Here is a 16,529-nt window from a genome sequence, read left to right as displayed (position 1 = left end):
CGACGCACAAGGCATCCCTCCCGCACCAAGGCGCGGGAGGGATGTTCAGCCTCAGGCCTCGGCAGCCTCTTCGGCCGGCGCGGCAGCGGCTTCGGCGGCTGCCTTGGCCTTCTCGGCGCGCTCCTCGGCGCGCTCCTTGGCCTTCTCGCCCGGAACCGCCTTGTTCGGGTTGTTGCGTGCCGCACGCTCCTTGACGCCGACGGCGTCGAGGAAACGTAGGACGCGATCGGTCGGCTGCGCGCCGACGCCCAGCCAGTACTTGGCGCGCTCGCCGTCCAGCTTCACGCGCTCGGGCGAATCCTTGGCGAGCAGCGGGTTGTAGGTGCCGATCTTCTCGATGAACTTGCCGTCGCGGGGCGCACGGGCGTCGGCAACGACGATCCGGTAGTACGGGCGCTTCTTGGAGCCGCCGCGCGACAGACGCATGGAGAGAGCCATTCTACTTCACTTCCTTCTTGAGATACGGTTGAAACAGGTTGAACTAAATTACTTCTTCTTCAGCAAATTCCCGAAGCCCGGCGGCAGCTTGGCGCCGCCCGGCAGACCCGGCAGGCCGGCGCCCACCTTGTCCATCATGTCGCCCATCTCGGCGCCGCCCAGGGCCGCGCCGATGCCGCCCATGCCGCCGCCCGGGCCGCCCTTGGCGAGCATGCCCAACATGCCCTTCAGGCCGCCCATCTTCTTCAGGCGCTTCATCGCGGTCTGCATCTCCTGATGCATCTTGATGAGCTTGTTGACGTCCTGCACGGTCAGGCCGCTGCCCTTGGCGATGCGGATCTTGCGCTTGGCATTGAGCAGCTCGGGCTTGGCGCGCTCCTTCGGCGTCATCGAACCGATGATCGCGTCCATGCGGATCAGCACCTTGTCGCCGCCGACCTGGTCGACCGCGGCCTGCGCCTTCTTCATGCCCGGGATCATCCCCGCCAGCGCGCCGATGCCGCCCATCTTGCGCATCTGCGCCAGCTGCGCGCGCAGGTCGTTCATGTCGAACTGGCCCTTGGCGAGCCGGTTCGCCATGCGCTCGGCATCTTCCTGCTCGATCGACGCCGCGGCGCGCTCGACCAGGCTGACCACGTCGCCCATGCCGAGGATGCGGCCGGCGACGCGCTTCGGGTGGAAGGGCTCGATCTGGTCGAGCTTCTCGCCCATGCCGGCGAACTTGATCGGCTGGCCGGTGACCGCGCGCATCGACAGCGCCGCGCCGCCGCGGGCATCGCCGTCCATCCGGGTGAGGATCACGCCGGTCAGCGGCACCTGCGCCGAGAAGTTGCTGGCGACGTTCACCGCGTCCTGGCCGGTGAGCGAGTCGACGACGAGCAGGATTTCCTGCGGCTGCGAGATGTCGGCCACGGCCTTCATCTCGTCCATCAGCGCCTGGTCGACGTGGAGACGGCCGGCGGTATCGAGCATCACCACGTCGAAGCCCTGGAGCTTCGCCGACTGGAGCGCGCGGCGGGCGATGTCGACCGGCTGCTGGCCGGTGACGATCGGCAGCGTCGCCACCTCGGTCTGGGTGCCGAGCACCGCAAGCTGTTCCTGCGCGGCCGGCCGATTGACGTCCAGCGACGCCATCATCACCTTCTTGCCCTGCTTCTTCAGCAGCTTGGCAAGCTTGGCGGTGGTCGTGGTCTTGCCCGAGCCCTGGAGGCCGACGAGCATGATCACCGCCGGCGGCGTGACGTCGATATGCAGTTCTGCCGTATCGGCGCCGAGCATGTCGACCAGCGCGTCATGGACGATCTTGACGACCTGCTGCCCCGGCGTGACCGACCGCAGCACCTGCTGTCCGACGGCCTGCTCGGTTGCCTTGTCGACGAATTCGCGGGCGACGGGCAGCGCGACGTCCGCTTCCAAGAGCGCCACGCGCACTTCGCGCATCGCGGTCCGGACATCGGCCTCGGCGAGCGCGCCACGTCCGCGCAGGCGCTCGAAGACGCCGCCCAGCCGATCGCTCAAACTCTCGAACATGATGCCCAGATCACTCCAAAATCAGCCTCTGTTCCGCCAAACGCAAAACACGCCGGCGGACGAAACCTCGTCGGCCGGCGTCACCCCTTGGGGTGGCAAATGTCTCGCGTCCACGGAGGAACGGTGGTTGGCCTTAGCGGCTCTGGCGCATGAAAGCAACTGCCAAGGATTTAACGCGATCTACACGGCTGGCGTGGAAAGGATGTGCGCATCAGTACGAGGGGCGTAGTGCGTCGATGGCGCGGGACCAGCAACAGGATAGCCAGGGAACGCGGCGGCAACGCTTCGCCACGATCTACAGCATGGCAGGGCTTGCGGCCGCGCTGCTGGCGACCGGCATCGGCGCGGCGCTTGCCTTCGACAGCTTCGAACAGGCACCGCCGCGCTTCTGGATGCTGGGCGCACAGGTGCTGAATGTCGTGCTCATCTGGCTGTGCTGGCAGCGGCTGGCGGTGCGGGCGGTGCGCGACCGCACCGGCGAGCGCCTGAACCAGTTCACCAGCCGCGACCCGCTCACCGGCTTCCACAACCGCCACAGCCTGATCGAGGAAGGCGCCGCGATGTTCGCCCGCACGCAGCGCCGCAATCAGGCGATGGCGATGCTGGTGCTCGATCTCGATCGCTTCAAAGCCATCAACGATCTGCACGGCCACCGGGTGGGCGACATGCTGGTGCGACACGTCGCCGAGCAAATCACCGACGCCCTGCCGCCGATGGCGCTTACCGGCCGCTTGGGCGTCGACGAATTTGCCTGCGCCTTCCCCTTCGATTCGCAGGATCCCACGACGATCGAGCGGGTGGCGGAACGGCTCGTCACCCGCCTGGGTCAGCCGTTCGAGATCGACGGTATGCCGCTCCATAGCGGCTGCTCGCTCGGCATCGCCCGCTCGGATTTCGACTGCCAGAACGTCGAGGCGCTGCTGCGCACCGCCGACATCGCCATGCATCAGGCGCAGAAGGCCGGCCGCAACCGCTTCGCCTGGTTCGATCCCGCGATGGAGCGCGCGCTCCAGGTGCGCAATGCGCTGGAAAGCGGCCTGCGCGTCGCGGTGCCGCGGCAGGAGATCGTGCCCTATTTCGAGCAGCAGGTAGATCTGGCGAGTGGCCGCTTGCACGGCTTCGAGGTGCTGGCACGCTGGGAACATCCAAGCCAGGGCGTGATCGGCCCGGACCATTTCATTCCCGTCGCCGAGGAAACCGGGCTGATCGGCGACCTGTCGCTCTCGATCATGCGCCAGGCCTTTCATGCCGCACGCGACTGGGACCCTGGGCTGAGCCTGTCGGTCAACATCTCGCCGGTGCAGTTGCGCGACGCGTGGCTGGCGCAGAAGATCATCAAGGTCCTCACCGAAACCGGCTTCCCCGCCCACCGGCTGGAGGTGGAGGTTACCGAAAGCGCGCTGTTCGACAATCTGGCCCTCGCCCAGTCAATCGTCGGCAGCCTGAAGAACCAGGGTGTGCGGCTGGCGCTCGACGATTTCGGCACCGGCTATTCCTCGCTCGCCCACTTGCGCGCGCTGCCGTTCGATCGGATCAAGATCGACAAGAGCTTCGTGCTCTCGATCAACCAGAATGCCGACAGCGCCGCGATCGTCCAGGCGATCGTGCGGCTGGGCGAGAGCCTCAACCTGCCGATCACCGCCGAAGGCGTGGAGGATGCGACCATAGAGGAGCGGCTGCGCGCATTGGGCTGCGCGAAGGCACAGGGGTGGCACTATGGCAAGCCGATGTCGATCCCGAGCACCCGGCGCCTGCTCGCCGAGCGCCGCCTGATCCTGCAGCCGGGTCCCCGCCCGACCGATCCCGCTGCTACCAGCCGGCGCCAGGCCGGCTGAGATAATCGAGCTCGCCCGGCGTCGAGATGCGGCCCAGCGCTTCGTTGCGTGCGGGGAAGCGACCGAAGCGGCGGAACACCTCGGCATGGTCGCGGGCATAGGCGAGCAGTTCGTCGTCCTGCAGCTCGGCGAAGCAGCGCAGGCTCAGCGCCTGGAGCTCGGCATTCTCGGCATGCTCGAACGGCAGGTACAGAAACTGGCGCTGCTCCTTGGAGAGGCGCCGGTCCCAGTGCCGCTTCACCGCCAGCCGGGCAAGATGCTGCGCCAGCAGGTCGCCGGCAAAGGCCTCGGCCCGGCCGCGAAAGATGTTGCGCGAGAACTGGTCGAGCAGGATGATGGCTGCGAGCAGCGTCTCGGGATCCTCGTCCCACCCGGCGGCGTCGCTCGCCAGCACACTGTTGCGCAGGTCGCCGAACAGGTCCGCGATCTCGCGATCGAGCCCGTCGGACTTCAGGAACCATTGCTCCGGCAGCAGCGCGTCGAACCAGAAGGCCAGCACCTGGCCCGCCCGGTGTTGGACTTCTGCGGTCGGCGTCCTTAGATCGCTGGCCAATGTCCGTCTCCTCGCCCCTCATCCTTAACATGGGCTGCCGGCTGAACCTAGCCGAAGGTGAGTCGATCCGTGCGCTGCTCGGCGAACGCGACGCCATCGTGGTGAACAGCTGCGCGGTGACCAACGAGGCGGTGAAGCAGACCCGCCAGGCGATCCGCCGCGCACGCCGCGACCGGCCGGGTGCCGAACTGGTCGTCACCGGCTGCGCGGCGCAGATGGATCCGGCCGCCTTCGCCGCGATGCCCGAGGTCGACCGGGTGATCGGCAATGCCGAAAAGCTGCTACCCGAGGCCTGGGCGTCGGAAGCCAAGGTGCAGGTGCAGGACATCCTCGCCGTGCGCGAGACGGCACCCCACCTCGCCGCCAGCTTTTCGACCCACGCACGCGCCTTTGTGGAGGTGCAGAATGGCTGCGACCATCGCTGCACCTTCTGCGCGATCCCCTATGGCCGGGGCAACAGCCGATCGGTGCCCGCCGGCGCAGTGATCGATCGGATCGCGATGCTCGCCGAGGCGCATGGCGAGGTGGTGCTGACCGGCGTCGACCTCACCAGCTACGGGCACGACCTGCCCGGTGCTCCCGCTCTGGGCTCGCTGGTGGAGCGCATCCTCAAGCACGTGCCCCGCCTCCAGCGGCTCCGCCTCTCCTCGCTCGACGGGATCGAAGTCGACGATCGGCTGTTCGCGCTGCTCACCCAGGAGCCGCGCGTGATGCCGCATGTCCATCTGTCGCTGCAGGCGGGCGACGACCTGATCCTCAAGCGAATGAAGCGCCGCCACAGCCGCGCCCAATCGGTGGCGCTGGCCGAGCGCCTCCGCGTCGCCCGGCCCGAAATCGCGATCGGCGCGGACCTGATCGCCGGCTTCCCGACCGAAGACGATCGCATGTTCGAGAACACGCGGGCGCTGATCGCCGATTGCGGCGTGGTGCATGCGCATATCTTCCCCTATAGCCCGCGCGCCGGCACGCCCGCCGCGCGCATGCCGCAGGTGGCGCCCGCCACGGTCCGCGACCGCGCCGCCCGGCTGCGCGCAGCGGCGGCCGAGCAGCGGGCGAACTGGCTGGAAAGCCTGGTCGGCAGCCGCCAGCAGGTGCTGGTCGAGCGCCCGGGCGACCGCGGCCATGCAGGAAATTTCGCCGAGGTGCGGCTGACCGCCCCTCGGCAGACTGGAGAAACGGTGAACGTGACGATTGCACGCGTCGAAGACGGAACGCTGGTCGCATGAGCGGACCCAGCTGGCATGAAAAGCTGCTCGGCGGCTTTCGCAAGACGTCGGATCGGCTGCTCGGCAACCTCGCCGGCCTGTCGCTCGCCCGGCTGGACGAGGCGACGCTGGACGAGATCGAGGAGGCGCTGATCGCCTCGGACCTCGGCCCCGCCACCGCCGCAAAGGTGCGCGCGCGGCTCGCCGAGGGGCAGTTCGAGCGCAACATGGAAGAACTCGGCATCCGCGTGATCGTCGCCGAGGAAGTGGCCAAGGTGCTCGAGCCGGTCGCCAAGCCGCTCGAGATCGAGGCGTTCCCGCGCCCGCAGGTGATCCTCGTCATCGGCGTCAACGGCTCGGGCAAGACGACGACGATCGCCAAGCTCGCCAAGCAGCTGGTCGACCAGGATTACAGCGTGATGGTCGCCGCCGGCGATACCTTCCGTGCTGCCGCGATCGGGCAGCTGCGCACCTGGGCGGAGCGGATCGGCGTGCCGATCGTCTCGGGCGCCGAGGGCGGTGACGCGGCAGGCATCGTGTTCGAAGCGGTCAAGCGCGCGACCGAGATCGGCACCGACGTGCTGATCGTCGACACCGCCGGCCGCCTGCAAAACAAGCGCGAGCTGATGGACGAGCTGGCCAAGGTCCGCCGCGTGCTCGGCCGACTCAACCCCGCCGCGCCGCACGACGTGGTGCTGGTGCTCGATGCCACCACCGGCCAGAACGCGCTCAACCAGATCGAGGTGTTCAAGGAAGTGGCGGGCGTGACCGGTCTGGTCATGACCAAGCTCGACGGCACCGCGCGCGGCGGCGTGCTGGTCGCGGCGGCGGAGAAATACGGCCTGCCGATCCATGCGATCGGCGTCGGCGAGAAGGTGGACGATCTGCGCGGGTTCGACGCGCTGGAAGTCGCCCGGATCATCGCCGGCGTGGAGGAACTCGCCAATGGCTGATGCAGCCCCCCGCCCCCAAGCCTCGGCCGGCCTGCGCATGGCGCTCGATTACGGTCCGCTGATCATCTTCTTCGCGGTCAACGCCTTTGCGCCGGGCATCCAGCTCCAGCGCATCATGACCGCGACGCTCGCCTTCATGATCGCGATGGCGGTCGCGATCGCGGTCTCCTGGTGGAAGACCCGCCATGTCTCGCCGATGCTGTGGATCACCGGCGTGCTGGTGCTCGTGTTCGGCGGGCTCACCCTCTATTTCCACGACAAGACGTTCATCCAGATCAAGCCGACCGTGGTCTACGCGATGTTCGCGGTGATCCTCGGCTACGGCCTGGTCGCCGACAAGCCGCTGCTCGAGACGATGCTGGGGTCGGCCTATCCGGGGCTCAGCGCGAAGGGCTGGCGGCTGCTGACGATCAACTGGTCGCTGTTCTTCGTCGCGATGGCCGTGGCCAACGAAGTCGCCCGGCATATGCTGACGTGGGACCGCTGGGTGTTCTTCAAGACCTGGATCGTCATCCCGGTGACCTTGGTGTTCGCGATCGCGAACATCCCGATGCTGCTCCGCCACGGCCTGCAGCTCGAAAAGCCCGAGGACACGCCGCTCCCGCCGGAGGGCTGATCAACCCATGCGCCCGTTGCGCCATCCCGCCGCCTTCCATGCGGTGCGCGCGGCCAACGGGCTGCGTCGGCAGATCCGGTCGAACACGCTGTTGTTCCTGCTGCTCGCGATCGGAGTCGGCGCCGTTGCGGGCACCGCCGCGATCGTGATCGGCCAGGCGGCCCGCGGTATGCAGCGGGTGCTGTTCGGGCTGGCGCTGGGCGAGCATCTGAGCGCCGCCAGCCATCTGGCGCCGCTGCGGCTGCTGGCACTGCCGGTCGGCGGCGGATTGCTGGGGCTGACGCTCTGGCTGCTCCGCCGCCGCAAGACGATCGACGTCGTCGAGGCCAATGCGCTGCACGGCGGCCGCATCCCGGCGCGCGACACCGCGACGGTAGTGGGCCAGACCTTGCTCTCCAACGGCTTCGGCGCCTCGGTGGGGCTGGAGGCCGCCTATGCCCAGGCCGGCGGCGGCCTTGCCTCGCTGCTCGGCCAGCGGCTCAAGCTGCGCCGCGCCGATCTGCGGACGCTGATGGCGGCCGGCGCCGGTGCGGGCCTCGGTGCTGCGTTCGGCGCCCCGCTGACCGGTGCTTTCTACGCCTTCGAGATCGTGCTGGGCGCCTATACCCCCGCGATCGTCGCCCCGGTGCTGCTCGCCTCGCTCACCGCCGCGCTGATCGCCCGCACCCTCGGCATCCACCCCTATGTGATCAGCGCCGGCGGCGGCCACGCGGTGGGGACGGCAGATTACCTGCTCTATGCGCTGCTCGGCATGCTCTGCGCCGGGTTCGGCATCGCGCTGATGCGGCTTGTGGCGCTGGTCGAGACGGGGGTGCGCCGCAGCCCGATCCGCCCCGCCTGGTCACCGCTGATCGGAGGGATATTGATGATCCCGCTGGCGCTACTCTCCCCGCAGGTGCTGTCGAGCGGCCACGGAGCACTGGACATCAACTTGGCCGCTGAGGCAACGATCGCGTCGCTGGGACTGGTGATCCTCCTCAAGCTGCTGGGATCCGCCGTATCGCTCGGCTTCGGCTTTCGTGGCGGCCTGTTCTTCGCCTCGCTGTTCCTTGGCGCACTGATCGGCCGCTTCTACCAGCTGGCGCTCGCCGAGCTGCCCGGCCTGCATCACCTCGTCCCGGACGACGCCGCCGTGGTCGGCATGGCGGCGCTGGCGGTGGCGGTAGTCGGCGGGCCCATGACGATGTCGCTGCTGGTGCTGGAAGTGACGCACGACTTCAGCATCACCGGCGTCACCATCGCGGCGACGCTGATCGCCAGCACGATCGTGCGCGAGGCGTTCGGCTACAGCTTCTCCACCTGGCGCCTCCACCTGCGCGGGGAGACGCTGCGCAGCGGCCGCGATGTCGGCTGGGTCCGCAATCTCACCGCCGCCCGGATGATGCGTCGCGACGTCGCGACGATCGCCGCGGACACGGAGGTCGCGGCCTTCCGCACGCGTTTCCCGCTGGGTTCGACCAAGCGGGTGGTCCTGCTGGACGCGAAACAGCATTATGTCGGGATCGTCGAGACCGCCGCGGTGTGGAGTCCCTCCGCGGAACAGACCGATCAGTTGGGCAGCATGGCGAAGCTCGTGGATACCGCGCTGTCGCCGGATATGACGATTGCGGAAGTGCTGGAAGCCTTTGACGCAAGCGTTGCGGACGATCTTGCCGTGCTGGCGCCGGACGGCGAGGTATTGGGGCTGATCACCGAAAGTCATGCCCGCCGCCGCTATGCGGAAGAACTGGAAAAGGCCCAGCGCGAGCTCTACGGCGAAAGCTGAAAGCTCACGGCTTCACCGAAGGTGAAAAGGCTCTATGCTTGCGTCGATTCGGCGCGAGGGGGATGCGCGGTGGGCAATCTCGACGTACCCAAGGTGATCCAGGCGGCGGCGAGCAGCAATCTCGGCGTGTTGTCGCTGCTCGTGCTGGTGCTCGCCTTTCTCGCCTGGCGCTTTTTCCAGCGCTCCGACGATCGGGTGAAGCTGGTGGCCTTCGGGATGATCTTCCTGGGCGCCATCGGATTCGGCACTTCGATCTTCGTCGCGACGGGCAGCCCGAAGGCGCAGGTGGCGCCGACGCCGGCGCCCTCCGCCAGCGCTACGCCCGGCCTTGCCCCCACGCCCACCGCTACCGGTGGAATCGCGACCGCCGAAATTGCCGGCGCTTGGCATGGCAACGACGGCTGGCGCTTCCGCTTCACCCAGCAGGCCACGCAGATCCATTACGAGTCGCTGCATAACGGCAAGCCGGCGGGAACCGGCGAGGGCAGGATCGAGGGCCGCGTGCTGCGCTATCGGTTCGTCGACACGGAAAGTGGCGATCAGGGCCGCTGCGAGGGAACCCTCAGCGAAGACGGCCGGACGATCGCAGGGAAATGCCAGAGCGACGGCGGCGGCACGCCGTGGGATCTCTGGATTCAGCGATAGGAAGACCAGCCTCCGCACCCAGGGCGAGTGCGGAGGCCGGAAGCAGATCAGCCCTGCTGGTCGGCGCGGCTCGCGCCTTCGCCGTCGAGGTTCTGGGCAACGAACTCCCAGTTGGCCAGCTTGGTCAGGATGGTGTCGACGAACGACGGGCGCGCGTTGCGATAGTCGATGTAATAGGCGTGTTCCCACACATCGATCGTGAACAGCGGCTTCACGCCGTGCGCGACGGGCGAATCGCCGTCATGGAACGAGGTGACCTTCAGCGTGTCGCCGTCGAGCACCAGCCAGCCCCAGCCGCTCGCGAAGTGGCCGACCGATTCCGCCTTTAGCTTCTCGATCAACGCTTCGTGGCTGCCGAAGTCGCGGGTGATCATCTCGGCCAGCTTGCCGGTGGGCGCCGCATAGTTCGGCGTCAGGCACTGCCAGAAGAAGCTGTGGTTCCAGATCTGCGAGCTGTTGTTGAACAGGCCCTTGTTGCCCTTGTCCTTGGCATAGGCGATCACGTCCGTCAGCTTCGCGCCGGCCAGCTCGGGAATGTCGGCAACCAGCTTGTTGCAGTTGTCGACATAGGCCTTGTGGTGCTTGCCATGGTGGAAGTCGAAGGTCTCGGCCGACATGTGCGGCGCGAGCGCGTCCTTTGCGTAGGGCAGTTCGGGAAGTTCGAAGGCCATGTCATGCTCCTCTGGCATTGGAAAGCTTGTCCGCCCGCCTAACGCATGGGACGGCGTCACGCCGCAACATTTTTTGTTTCGCCCCTGATCGATGCTGCCGATCAGAAGAGCTGCCACTCCCACACGCCTGCGCCCGCGGGCACGCGCAGGCGAAGATACCGGACGGTGACGTTCAGCGGCAGCGTGATCGGCGAGCCACTGGCGCCGGGCTTAGACGCTACGCCCCGCCAGTGCGTGCCGTCGGCCGACGCCTCGATCGCGACGTCATAGGGGCGGTTGGCATATTCCATCCGCAACTGTGCCGTGCGAACCGGCCGCAGCTTGCCGAGATCGGCGACGAGCAGCGGCGCAGCGCCCGGTGCCGGGCGCCAGAGCGTCGCGTAATTGTCGTCCCCTGCCCGTTCGGCCGCATGCACCGCGTCCACCGCCGCGCCCTCGAGCGTGACGGGGAGACCGCGCGTGCGGCGGGCGACGAAGCCCGCAACCGCGCTGCCATGGCTGGGCGCCACCTTCGCGATGGTGCCGTCGTCACGGATCGTCAGCGGATCGACCGCGATCTGGCGCAGCGTCGCGTCGTCGCCCGGCCGCGGCCAGGGCAGTGAATGGCGGTGGTAGAGAATATAGGGCTGCGCCCCGACCCGGAAGATCGCGTGGTGGCCCGGGCTGAATACCTGCCGCGCCTTGTCGGTGGACAGGATCGGGCTGTCCGGCCCCTCGCGGAACGGGCCGACCGGCGTATCGCCGACGGCATAGCGGACCTTGTAGGTTTCCTCGGTCGTCTTGCCGTCGCTATAGGTGAGGACATAGTGGCGCCCCGCCTTCACCAGGAACGGGCCCTCGAAATAATGGGCGGGCGTGACGTCCTTGGGTTTGCCGTCGAAGCTGACCATGTCCGGCTTCAGCTTGACCACGAAGCAGTGGCCGTTGGTCCAGTTCAGGCCCGAGCCCCAGTACAGATAGGCGGTGCCGTCCTCATCGACGAAGGCTTCGGCGTCGATCATGTGATAGGCGGGCGCGAAATCCTTGGCGATCAGCGGCTTGCCGCCGTTCGCATCGGCCCAGGGCCCGGCCGGCGACGGCGCGCTGCCCACCCACACCTCGGAGCCGACCGAGACATACATGTACCAGCGCCCGTTCTTCGCCTTCACGACCGAGGGCGCCCAGACTTTGGAGTCTCCGGAGGTCGGGCTGGTCGCCGCCGCCTTGGTCGGCCAGGCGGGCGTGGAAAAGGTCCAGTCGCGGCCGTTGCTGGAGGTCCACATCCCCAGCGTGTCCGCGCCCCAGGGATCGATGGTGGCGTAGAGGTACCATTTGCCACCGTCATGGACGATCGACGGATCGGCGAAATAGCCCGGGATCAGCGGGTTGCCGTCCCCGGGCGTATCCCAGCGCGGGGCCGGGGCGTCGGCGGCGGCGAGCAAGCCCGCCGCCGCCATCAGAAGGACCGCCCTGCTCACTTGACGTCGAGCATCACGATCGCCTTGGCCGGGACCTGCACCGTCAGGGTGCCGCCCGAAAGCGTCGCGCCGGTGAACGCCGCCGGCTTCACGACGTCGGGCGCCTTGAAGTCGTTATGCGCGTCTATCGTCGCACCGGTGAGGATCTTGCCGGTCACCTGCGTACCGTTCACGCCGTCGAGCTTGACGCTGACGCTCGCCGGCTGGTTGGGATCGACATTGACCAGGCCGACATGGACCACGCCGTCGGTGCCCCGCACCGCGCTGGCGCTCACCGCGCGCATCGTCCACTGGTCCTTGTTGTACCAGCGCGACTGCACGTCGACCGGCAGCACCGTGCCGTCCATATAGTCCTTGTACAGGTCGAACGCCCAATAGGTCGGCGTCTTCACCATCTTGGCGCCGTCGGTGAGCAGCATCGCCTGCAGCACGTTGACCATCTGCGCGATATTGGCGCCGCGCACGCGATCGGCATGGCGGGCGAAGATGTTGAAGTTGAGCGCGGCGACCATCGCATCGCGCAGGCTGTTCTGCTGGTATAGGAAGCCGGGATTCGTGCCCGGCTCGACATCGTACCAGGTGCCCCATTCGTCGACGAGCAGCGCGACCCGCTTCTTGGGGTCATACTTGTCCATGACCTTGCTGTGCTCGGTCAGCAGTTCTTCCATCTTGAGCGTCTTGGAGAGGGTGCGCGCCCAGCTTTCCTCGTCGAAGCCGGTGGCGGGGCCCTTCTTCTCCCAAGGGCCGGGTACCGTGTAGTAATGCACGCCGATGCCGTCGATCTCGCCACCGGCCTTGCGCATCATCACGTCGGTCCAGTTGTAGTCGGCCGAGTTGGCGCCGCTGGCGATCTTCATCAGCTTCTGCCCCTCGGGCACCTTGAGGAAGGTCGCGTAGCGGCGCGTGACATCGGCGGCATATTCCGGCAGCATGTTGCCGCCGCAGCCCCATAGCTCGTTGCCGATGCCGAACATCGTCAGCTTCCACGGCTTGTCGCGGCCATTGGCGCGGCGCTGGTTGGCGATCGTCGACTGGGTCGGCGAGGTCATATACTCGACCCACTCGGCCATTTCGCTCGGATTGGCGGTGCCGACATTGCCCGAGACATAGGGCTCGGCGCCGACCACCTCGGTAAAGTCCATGAACTCGTTGGTGCCGACGGCATTGTCCTCGGTCACGCCGCCCCAGTTGGTGTTGACCTTGACGAGACGCTTCGACTTCGGGCCGATGCCCTCCCGCCAATGATATTCATCCGCAAAACAGCCGCCCGGCCAGCGGATCACCGGCACCTTGATCGCCTTCAACGCGTCGATCACGTCGCGGCGGAAGCCCTTCACGTTGGGGATCTTGCTGTCGCTTCCCACGTACAGGCCACCATAGATGCCGGCGCCGAGATGCTCGGCGAACTGGCCGAACAGGCGGCGATCATATTTGGCACCCGGCTGGTCGCCATGCACGGTCACGGCGTCGCCGCTGGTCTGCGCCAGAACGGGTACGGCAGGCATCGCGGCGATGAGCGCAATCGCGCTGATAAGGCTTCGCATTATTCTTTCTCCGTCGCACGCGCCGGGCGCGCCTTGGCTGGGGTGGTGCCTTGGCCCGCAAAGGGGATCAGGCGGAAATGGAGGGACGTCGGCACCAGCTGGGTGCGGTATTTGGGGAGCGGCTTGCCGAACTCGCTCCACTGCGTGTCGCCGCCGACGCCCCATTGCGCCGCATCGATCAGCAGCGTGCCCTGCGCCTTGGGCACGACATCGGTGCTCTTCCAGCTGCCGGGCGCGTGCCGGTCGAGATCGGCATAGGGGAAGGCAAGCGCGTTCATCATCAGCGGGATGTCGCCAGCCACCCGCAGGCCGGAACCGGCACCCGAGAGCTCCATCCAGCGGACGTCGATCTTGTTCCCCGTCTCCTGCGGGCGGATATAGTCATGGTTCTGCTCGGCGATGGCGCCGCGCCACAGGCCGATCGGGGCCGAGGTCTTGCGATCGACATAGCTTTCGTGCGGGCCGCGGCCATACCATTCCACGGTCTTGAGGCTGCCCGGCGTGGTGAAGGCGAGGCCGATGCGGAACGGCGGCGGCAGTTGCTTCGCGATCGGCTCGAACCGGCCGTCGACCGTAACCGAACCGTCGCCGCCCATCCGGTACACGCTGGTGAAGCGCACCGTGCCGCCGCCCATCGCATAGGCGACGCGTATCTCGGCGCCGTCCTCACCCAGATCCTGCACCTGGACAGCCTCGACCGTCCGCGTCTCGCTCATCGCCTTCCAGGCGGCGAGCTGCTTCTCGGTGCCGATGCCGATGTCGTTGTCGGTCACCGCACGCCAGAAATGCGGTGCGCCGCCGCTGAGCAGCGTCTTGCCCTTGGCCGCATAGCGATCGACCAGCCCCGTCGCGCGGTTCACCATCAGCGTCGCGCCGCCGGCGGAGAGGGTGATCGCCCCCTGCCCGTCCTGCGTGCTCACGCGCCCCTTGGGTGCCGCGACCTCGGCCGAGCGGAATGCCGGATCGAGCGCGAACTGCTCCCAGCCGATCACCGCGCCGCCCGGCACCAGCGGCACCGCATCGGCCTTGGCCCGCGCCCGGATCGTGACGAAATATTCGGCCCCCGGCTTGCGGCCCAGCCCCGCGAGCGGCAACGCGATCGTGCCCGCACCGTGCGCCGCCACGTCCGGCGTCGCCAGCGTGCCGGTCGCCACCGCGACGCCGTTCTCCTGGACTTCCCATTCGAAGGTGAAGCCGGAGAGATCGCGGAAATCGTGCCGGTTGCGCACCGTCACCGTACCGCTCGCCGCGTCGAACCCGTCGAACTGGATCGGCGCATAGACCTTGCGCAGCTCGTACAGCTGCGGGTTGGGCGTGCGATCGGACTGGAGCAGCCCGTCGCCGAACTCGATGTCACCACCCGGGTTCGGCCCATATTCGCCGCCATCGCCCCAATAGCGGCGGCCGTCCTTGGTATAGCGATACATCGACTGGTCGACCCAGTCCCACGCGAAGCCGCCCTGCAGCTTGTTCGGATGGGCGTAGATCGTGTCCCAATAGTCCTTCAGGTCGCCGCCCGAATTGCCCATCATATGAGCATATTCGCACTGGATCACCGGCTGCTTGAAGTTCCAGTTGGTGGCATAGTCCGCCAGCTTCACCGCCGGATCGTACATCGGCGCGTAGATGTCGGCATAGTCGTTCGGCCGGTGATCCTGGATCCCGTCCCAGGTGCCCCAGCCGAGATACGAGATCAGCCGACCGGGATCGACCGCACGCGCCGCCGCCGCGGCTGCCGCGAAATTCGGCCCGATCCCCGCTTCGTTGCCCAGCGACCAGATAATCACCGAAGGGTGATTTTTGTCGCGCTGGACCATGTTGACCACGCGGGAGACGTGCGCGTCCTTCCAGGCGGGGTCGAAGCCGACCTGGAGCTCGGCGCGGCGCTCGCCATGCTTGTTGGCATAATCCATGTACGCATGGCTCTCGATGTTCGCCTCGTCGAGCACGTACAGGCCGTAGCGATCCGCCAGCTCGTAGAGATAGGGGTCGTTCGGATAGTGCGAGGTGCGGATCGCGTTGACGTTGGCCCGCTTCATCAGCTGGATGTCGTGCTCCATCGACGCGCGGCTGACGACGTGGAAGGTCTCCGGATCATGCTCGTGGCGATTGACGCCGCGGATCGTGATCGGCTTGCCGTTGACGCTGACGAGGCCGTTCTTGATCTCCACGGTGCGGAAGCCGATGCGCTGCGGGGTCGCCTGCACCAGCTTGCCCTCGCCATCGACCAGTTCGACGAGCAGCGTGTAGAGATTGGGCGTCTCGGCGGTCCAAGCGCGCACGTCGGGCATGTCGGCGGCCAGCGTCACCTTCTGCGCGGGGCCCGCGGCCAGCTGCGTCTCGCGGACCAGCACGGGCTTGTCGCCATCGAGCAGCGTCATGCGCGCGGTGAGCGGGGCGGCACGATCCGTGAGGGTCAGCTCGGTCGAGAGCTTGCCGTCCTTGTACGCCGCGTCGAGCCCCGCATGGACGAACAGGTCGGCGACCCGCGCCTTCGGCACAGCCGCCAGATAGACCGAACGCTCGATCCCCGAAACCCGCCAGAAATCCTGGTCCTCCAGATAGGAGCCATCCGACCAGCGATGCACCTGAATGGCGATGGTGTTGCGCCCGGCATGCACCAGCTTGGTGACGTCGAACTCGGACGGCAGCTTGGAATCCTCGGAGTAGCCGGCTTCGACGCCGTTGACCCACACGCGGTAGGCCGATCCGGCCGCGCCGATGTGGAGGATCACGTCCTGGCCGGACCAGGTCGCCGGCAGCTGGACGTCGCGGCGATAGGAGCCGACCGGATTGGTCGCATGCGGGATCAGCGGGCGGTTCGCCGGAAAGGGATAGGTGATGTTGTTGTAGCGCGCCTGGTCATAGCCCTCGGCCTGCCAGTCGGCGGGGACCTTGATGCGCTTCCACCCGGCGACGTCATAGTCCGGTTTCTCGAAGCCGTCCGGCACCGCGTCGGACGAGGGGGAGAAATGGAAACTCCACTGGCCGTCGAGCAGCAGATAGCGGCTGGACTTCGCCGGGTCGCCGGCCAATGCGGCCGCGCGGCTCTCATAGGCGAACTGGGTAGCGCTGGCGGGCAGCTTGCCGCGCGCGAACACCGCCGGGTTTTCCCAATCGGGGCGCCGCGGATCGACCTGCACCGGCTGGACCTGCGGGGCGTCGCCGATCTTCGGTCCGTCCTGTGCCATCCCCATGCCAGCGGCGAGCGCGATCGTGCCCACCGCCGCCAGCAACCCAAACTTGTTCACGCTGATTCCTCCCGCCCCGTGGGGCCATACTGCAAAGGCTGATTGTTTCGGTCAAATTTCTCGGAG

General features: G+C 67.4%; 13 protein-coding genes. 6 read left to right on the top strand and 7 right to left on the bottom strand.

What is annotated here, in order from left to right; genetic code table 11:
• Positions 1-51: 51 nt before the first annotated feature.
• Positions 52-438: a 30S ribosomal protein S16 gene (gene rpsP / locus QZ814_RS03805; RefSeq protein WP_294329762.1), complete on the bottom strand. Its 387-nt coding sequence runs from the start codon at positions 436-438 to the stop codon at positions 52-54.
• 48 nt (positions 439-486) lie between these two features.
• Complete coding sequence (gene ffh / locus QZ814_RS03800) at positions 487-1,968, bottom strand: signal recognition particle protein (RefSeq protein ID WP_294329761.1); 1,482 nt, start codon at positions 1,966-1,968, stop codon at positions 487-489.
• 236 nt (positions 1,969-2,204) lie between these two features.
• Between ffh and QZ814_RS03795 the strand changes: the two genes are divergently transcribed.
• Positions 2,205-3,803, top strand: coding sequence for an EAL domain-containing protein (locus QZ814_RS03795; RefSeq protein ID WP_294329760.1), 1,599 nt, complete (start codon positions 2,205-2,207; stop codon positions 3,801-3,803).
• On the opposite strand, the gene QZ814_RS03790 is transcribed toward QZ814_RS03795, so the two are convergent.
• Entirely contained in the window at positions 3,778-4,356 is a 579-nt protein-coding gene (locus QZ814_RS03790) for a DUF924 family protein (protein WP_294329759.1), read from the bottom strand. The two genes, QZ814_RS03795 and QZ814_RS03790, sit on opposite strands and share 26 nt — an antisense overlap.
• Between QZ814_RS03790 and mtaB the strand changes: the two genes are divergently transcribed.
• The 5 genes from mtaB to QZ814_RS03765 all read left to right on the top strand — a co-directional run bounded on the left by mtaB (position 4,356) and on the right by QZ814_RS03765 (position 9,540).
• Positions 4,356-5,582: a tRNA (N(6)-L-threonylcarbamoyladenosine(37)-C(2))-methylthiotransferase MtaB gene (gene mtaB, locus QZ814_RS03785; protein ID WP_294329758.1), complete on the top strand. Its 1,227-nt coding sequence runs from the start codon at positions 4,356-4,358 to the stop codon at positions 5,580-5,582. The genes QZ814_RS03790 and mtaB overlap by 1 nt on opposite strands.
• Positions 5,579-6,514: a signal recognition particle-docking protein FtsY gene (ftsY, locus tag QZ814_RS03780; RefSeq protein ID WP_294329757.1), complete on the top strand. Its 936-nt coding sequence runs from the start codon at positions 5,579-5,581 to the stop codon at positions 6,512-6,514. Before mtaB ends, ftsY begins: the two co-directional genes overlap by 4 nt.
• Before the next feature lie 37 nt (positions 6,515-6,551).
• Complete coding sequence (gene ispZ, locus QZ814_RS03775; RefSeq protein WP_294329782.1) at positions 6,552-7,130, top strand: septation protein IspZ; 579 nt, start codon at positions 6,552-6,554, stop codon at positions 7,128-7,130.
• A 7-nt stretch (positions 7,131-7,137) separates the two neighbouring features.
• Entirely contained in the window at positions 7,138-8,895 is a 1,758-nt protein-coding gene (locus tag QZ814_RS03770) for a chloride channel protein (protein WP_294329756.1), read from the top strand.
• A 69-nt stretch (positions 8,896-8,964) separates the two neighbouring features.
• Positions 8,965-9,540, top strand: a complete 576-nt coding sequence (locus QZ814_RS03765; protein WP_294329755.1) for a hypothetical protein — start codon at positions 8,965-8,967, stop codon at positions 9,538-9,540.
• Between the two features lie 47 nt (positions 9,541-9,587).
• Here QZ814_RS03765 and QZ814_RS03760 read toward each other — a convergent pair whose 3' ends face one another.
• The 4 genes from QZ814_RS03760 to QZ814_RS03745 all read right to left on the bottom strand — a co-directional run bounded on the left by QZ814_RS03760 (position 9,588) and on the right by QZ814_RS03745 (position 16,463).
• On the bottom strand, positions 9,588-10,211 hold the full coding sequence (locus tag QZ814_RS03760) for a superoxide dismutase (RefSeq protein WP_294329754.1): 624 nt from the start codon (positions 10,209-10,211) through the stop codon (positions 9,588-9,590).
• Positions 10,212-10,312: 101 nt separating this feature from the next.
• Complete coding sequence (locus QZ814_RS03755; RefSeq protein ID WP_294329753.1) at positions 10,313-11,647, bottom strand: family 43 glycosylhydrolase; 1,335 nt, start codon at positions 11,645-11,647, stop codon at positions 10,313-10,315.
• 17 nt (positions 11,648-11,664) lie between these two features.
• Positions 11,665-13,173 (bottom strand): alpha-L-arabinofuranosidase C-terminal domain-containing protein, encoded by a 1,509-nt coding sequence (locus QZ814_RS03750; protein ID WP_294329781.1) that lies wholly within the window; start codon positions 13,171-13,173, stop codon positions 11,665-11,667.
• Between the two features lie 38 nt (positions 13,174-13,211).
• Entirely contained in the window at positions 13,212-16,463 is a 3,252-nt protein-coding gene (locus QZ814_RS03745; RefSeq protein WP_294329752.1) for a glycoside hydrolase family 2 TIM barrel-domain containing protein, read from the bottom strand.
• Positions 16,464-16,529: the final 66 nt, after the last annotated feature.

Origin of the sequence: uncultured Sphingomonas sp. (genome assembly GCF_913777625.1) — a bacterium.
Lineage (GTDB): Bacteria > Pseudomonadota > Alphaproteobacteria > Sphingomonadales > Sphingomonadaceae > Sphingomonas.
This window is presented reverse-complemented; position numbering and strand designations above follow the sequence as displayed.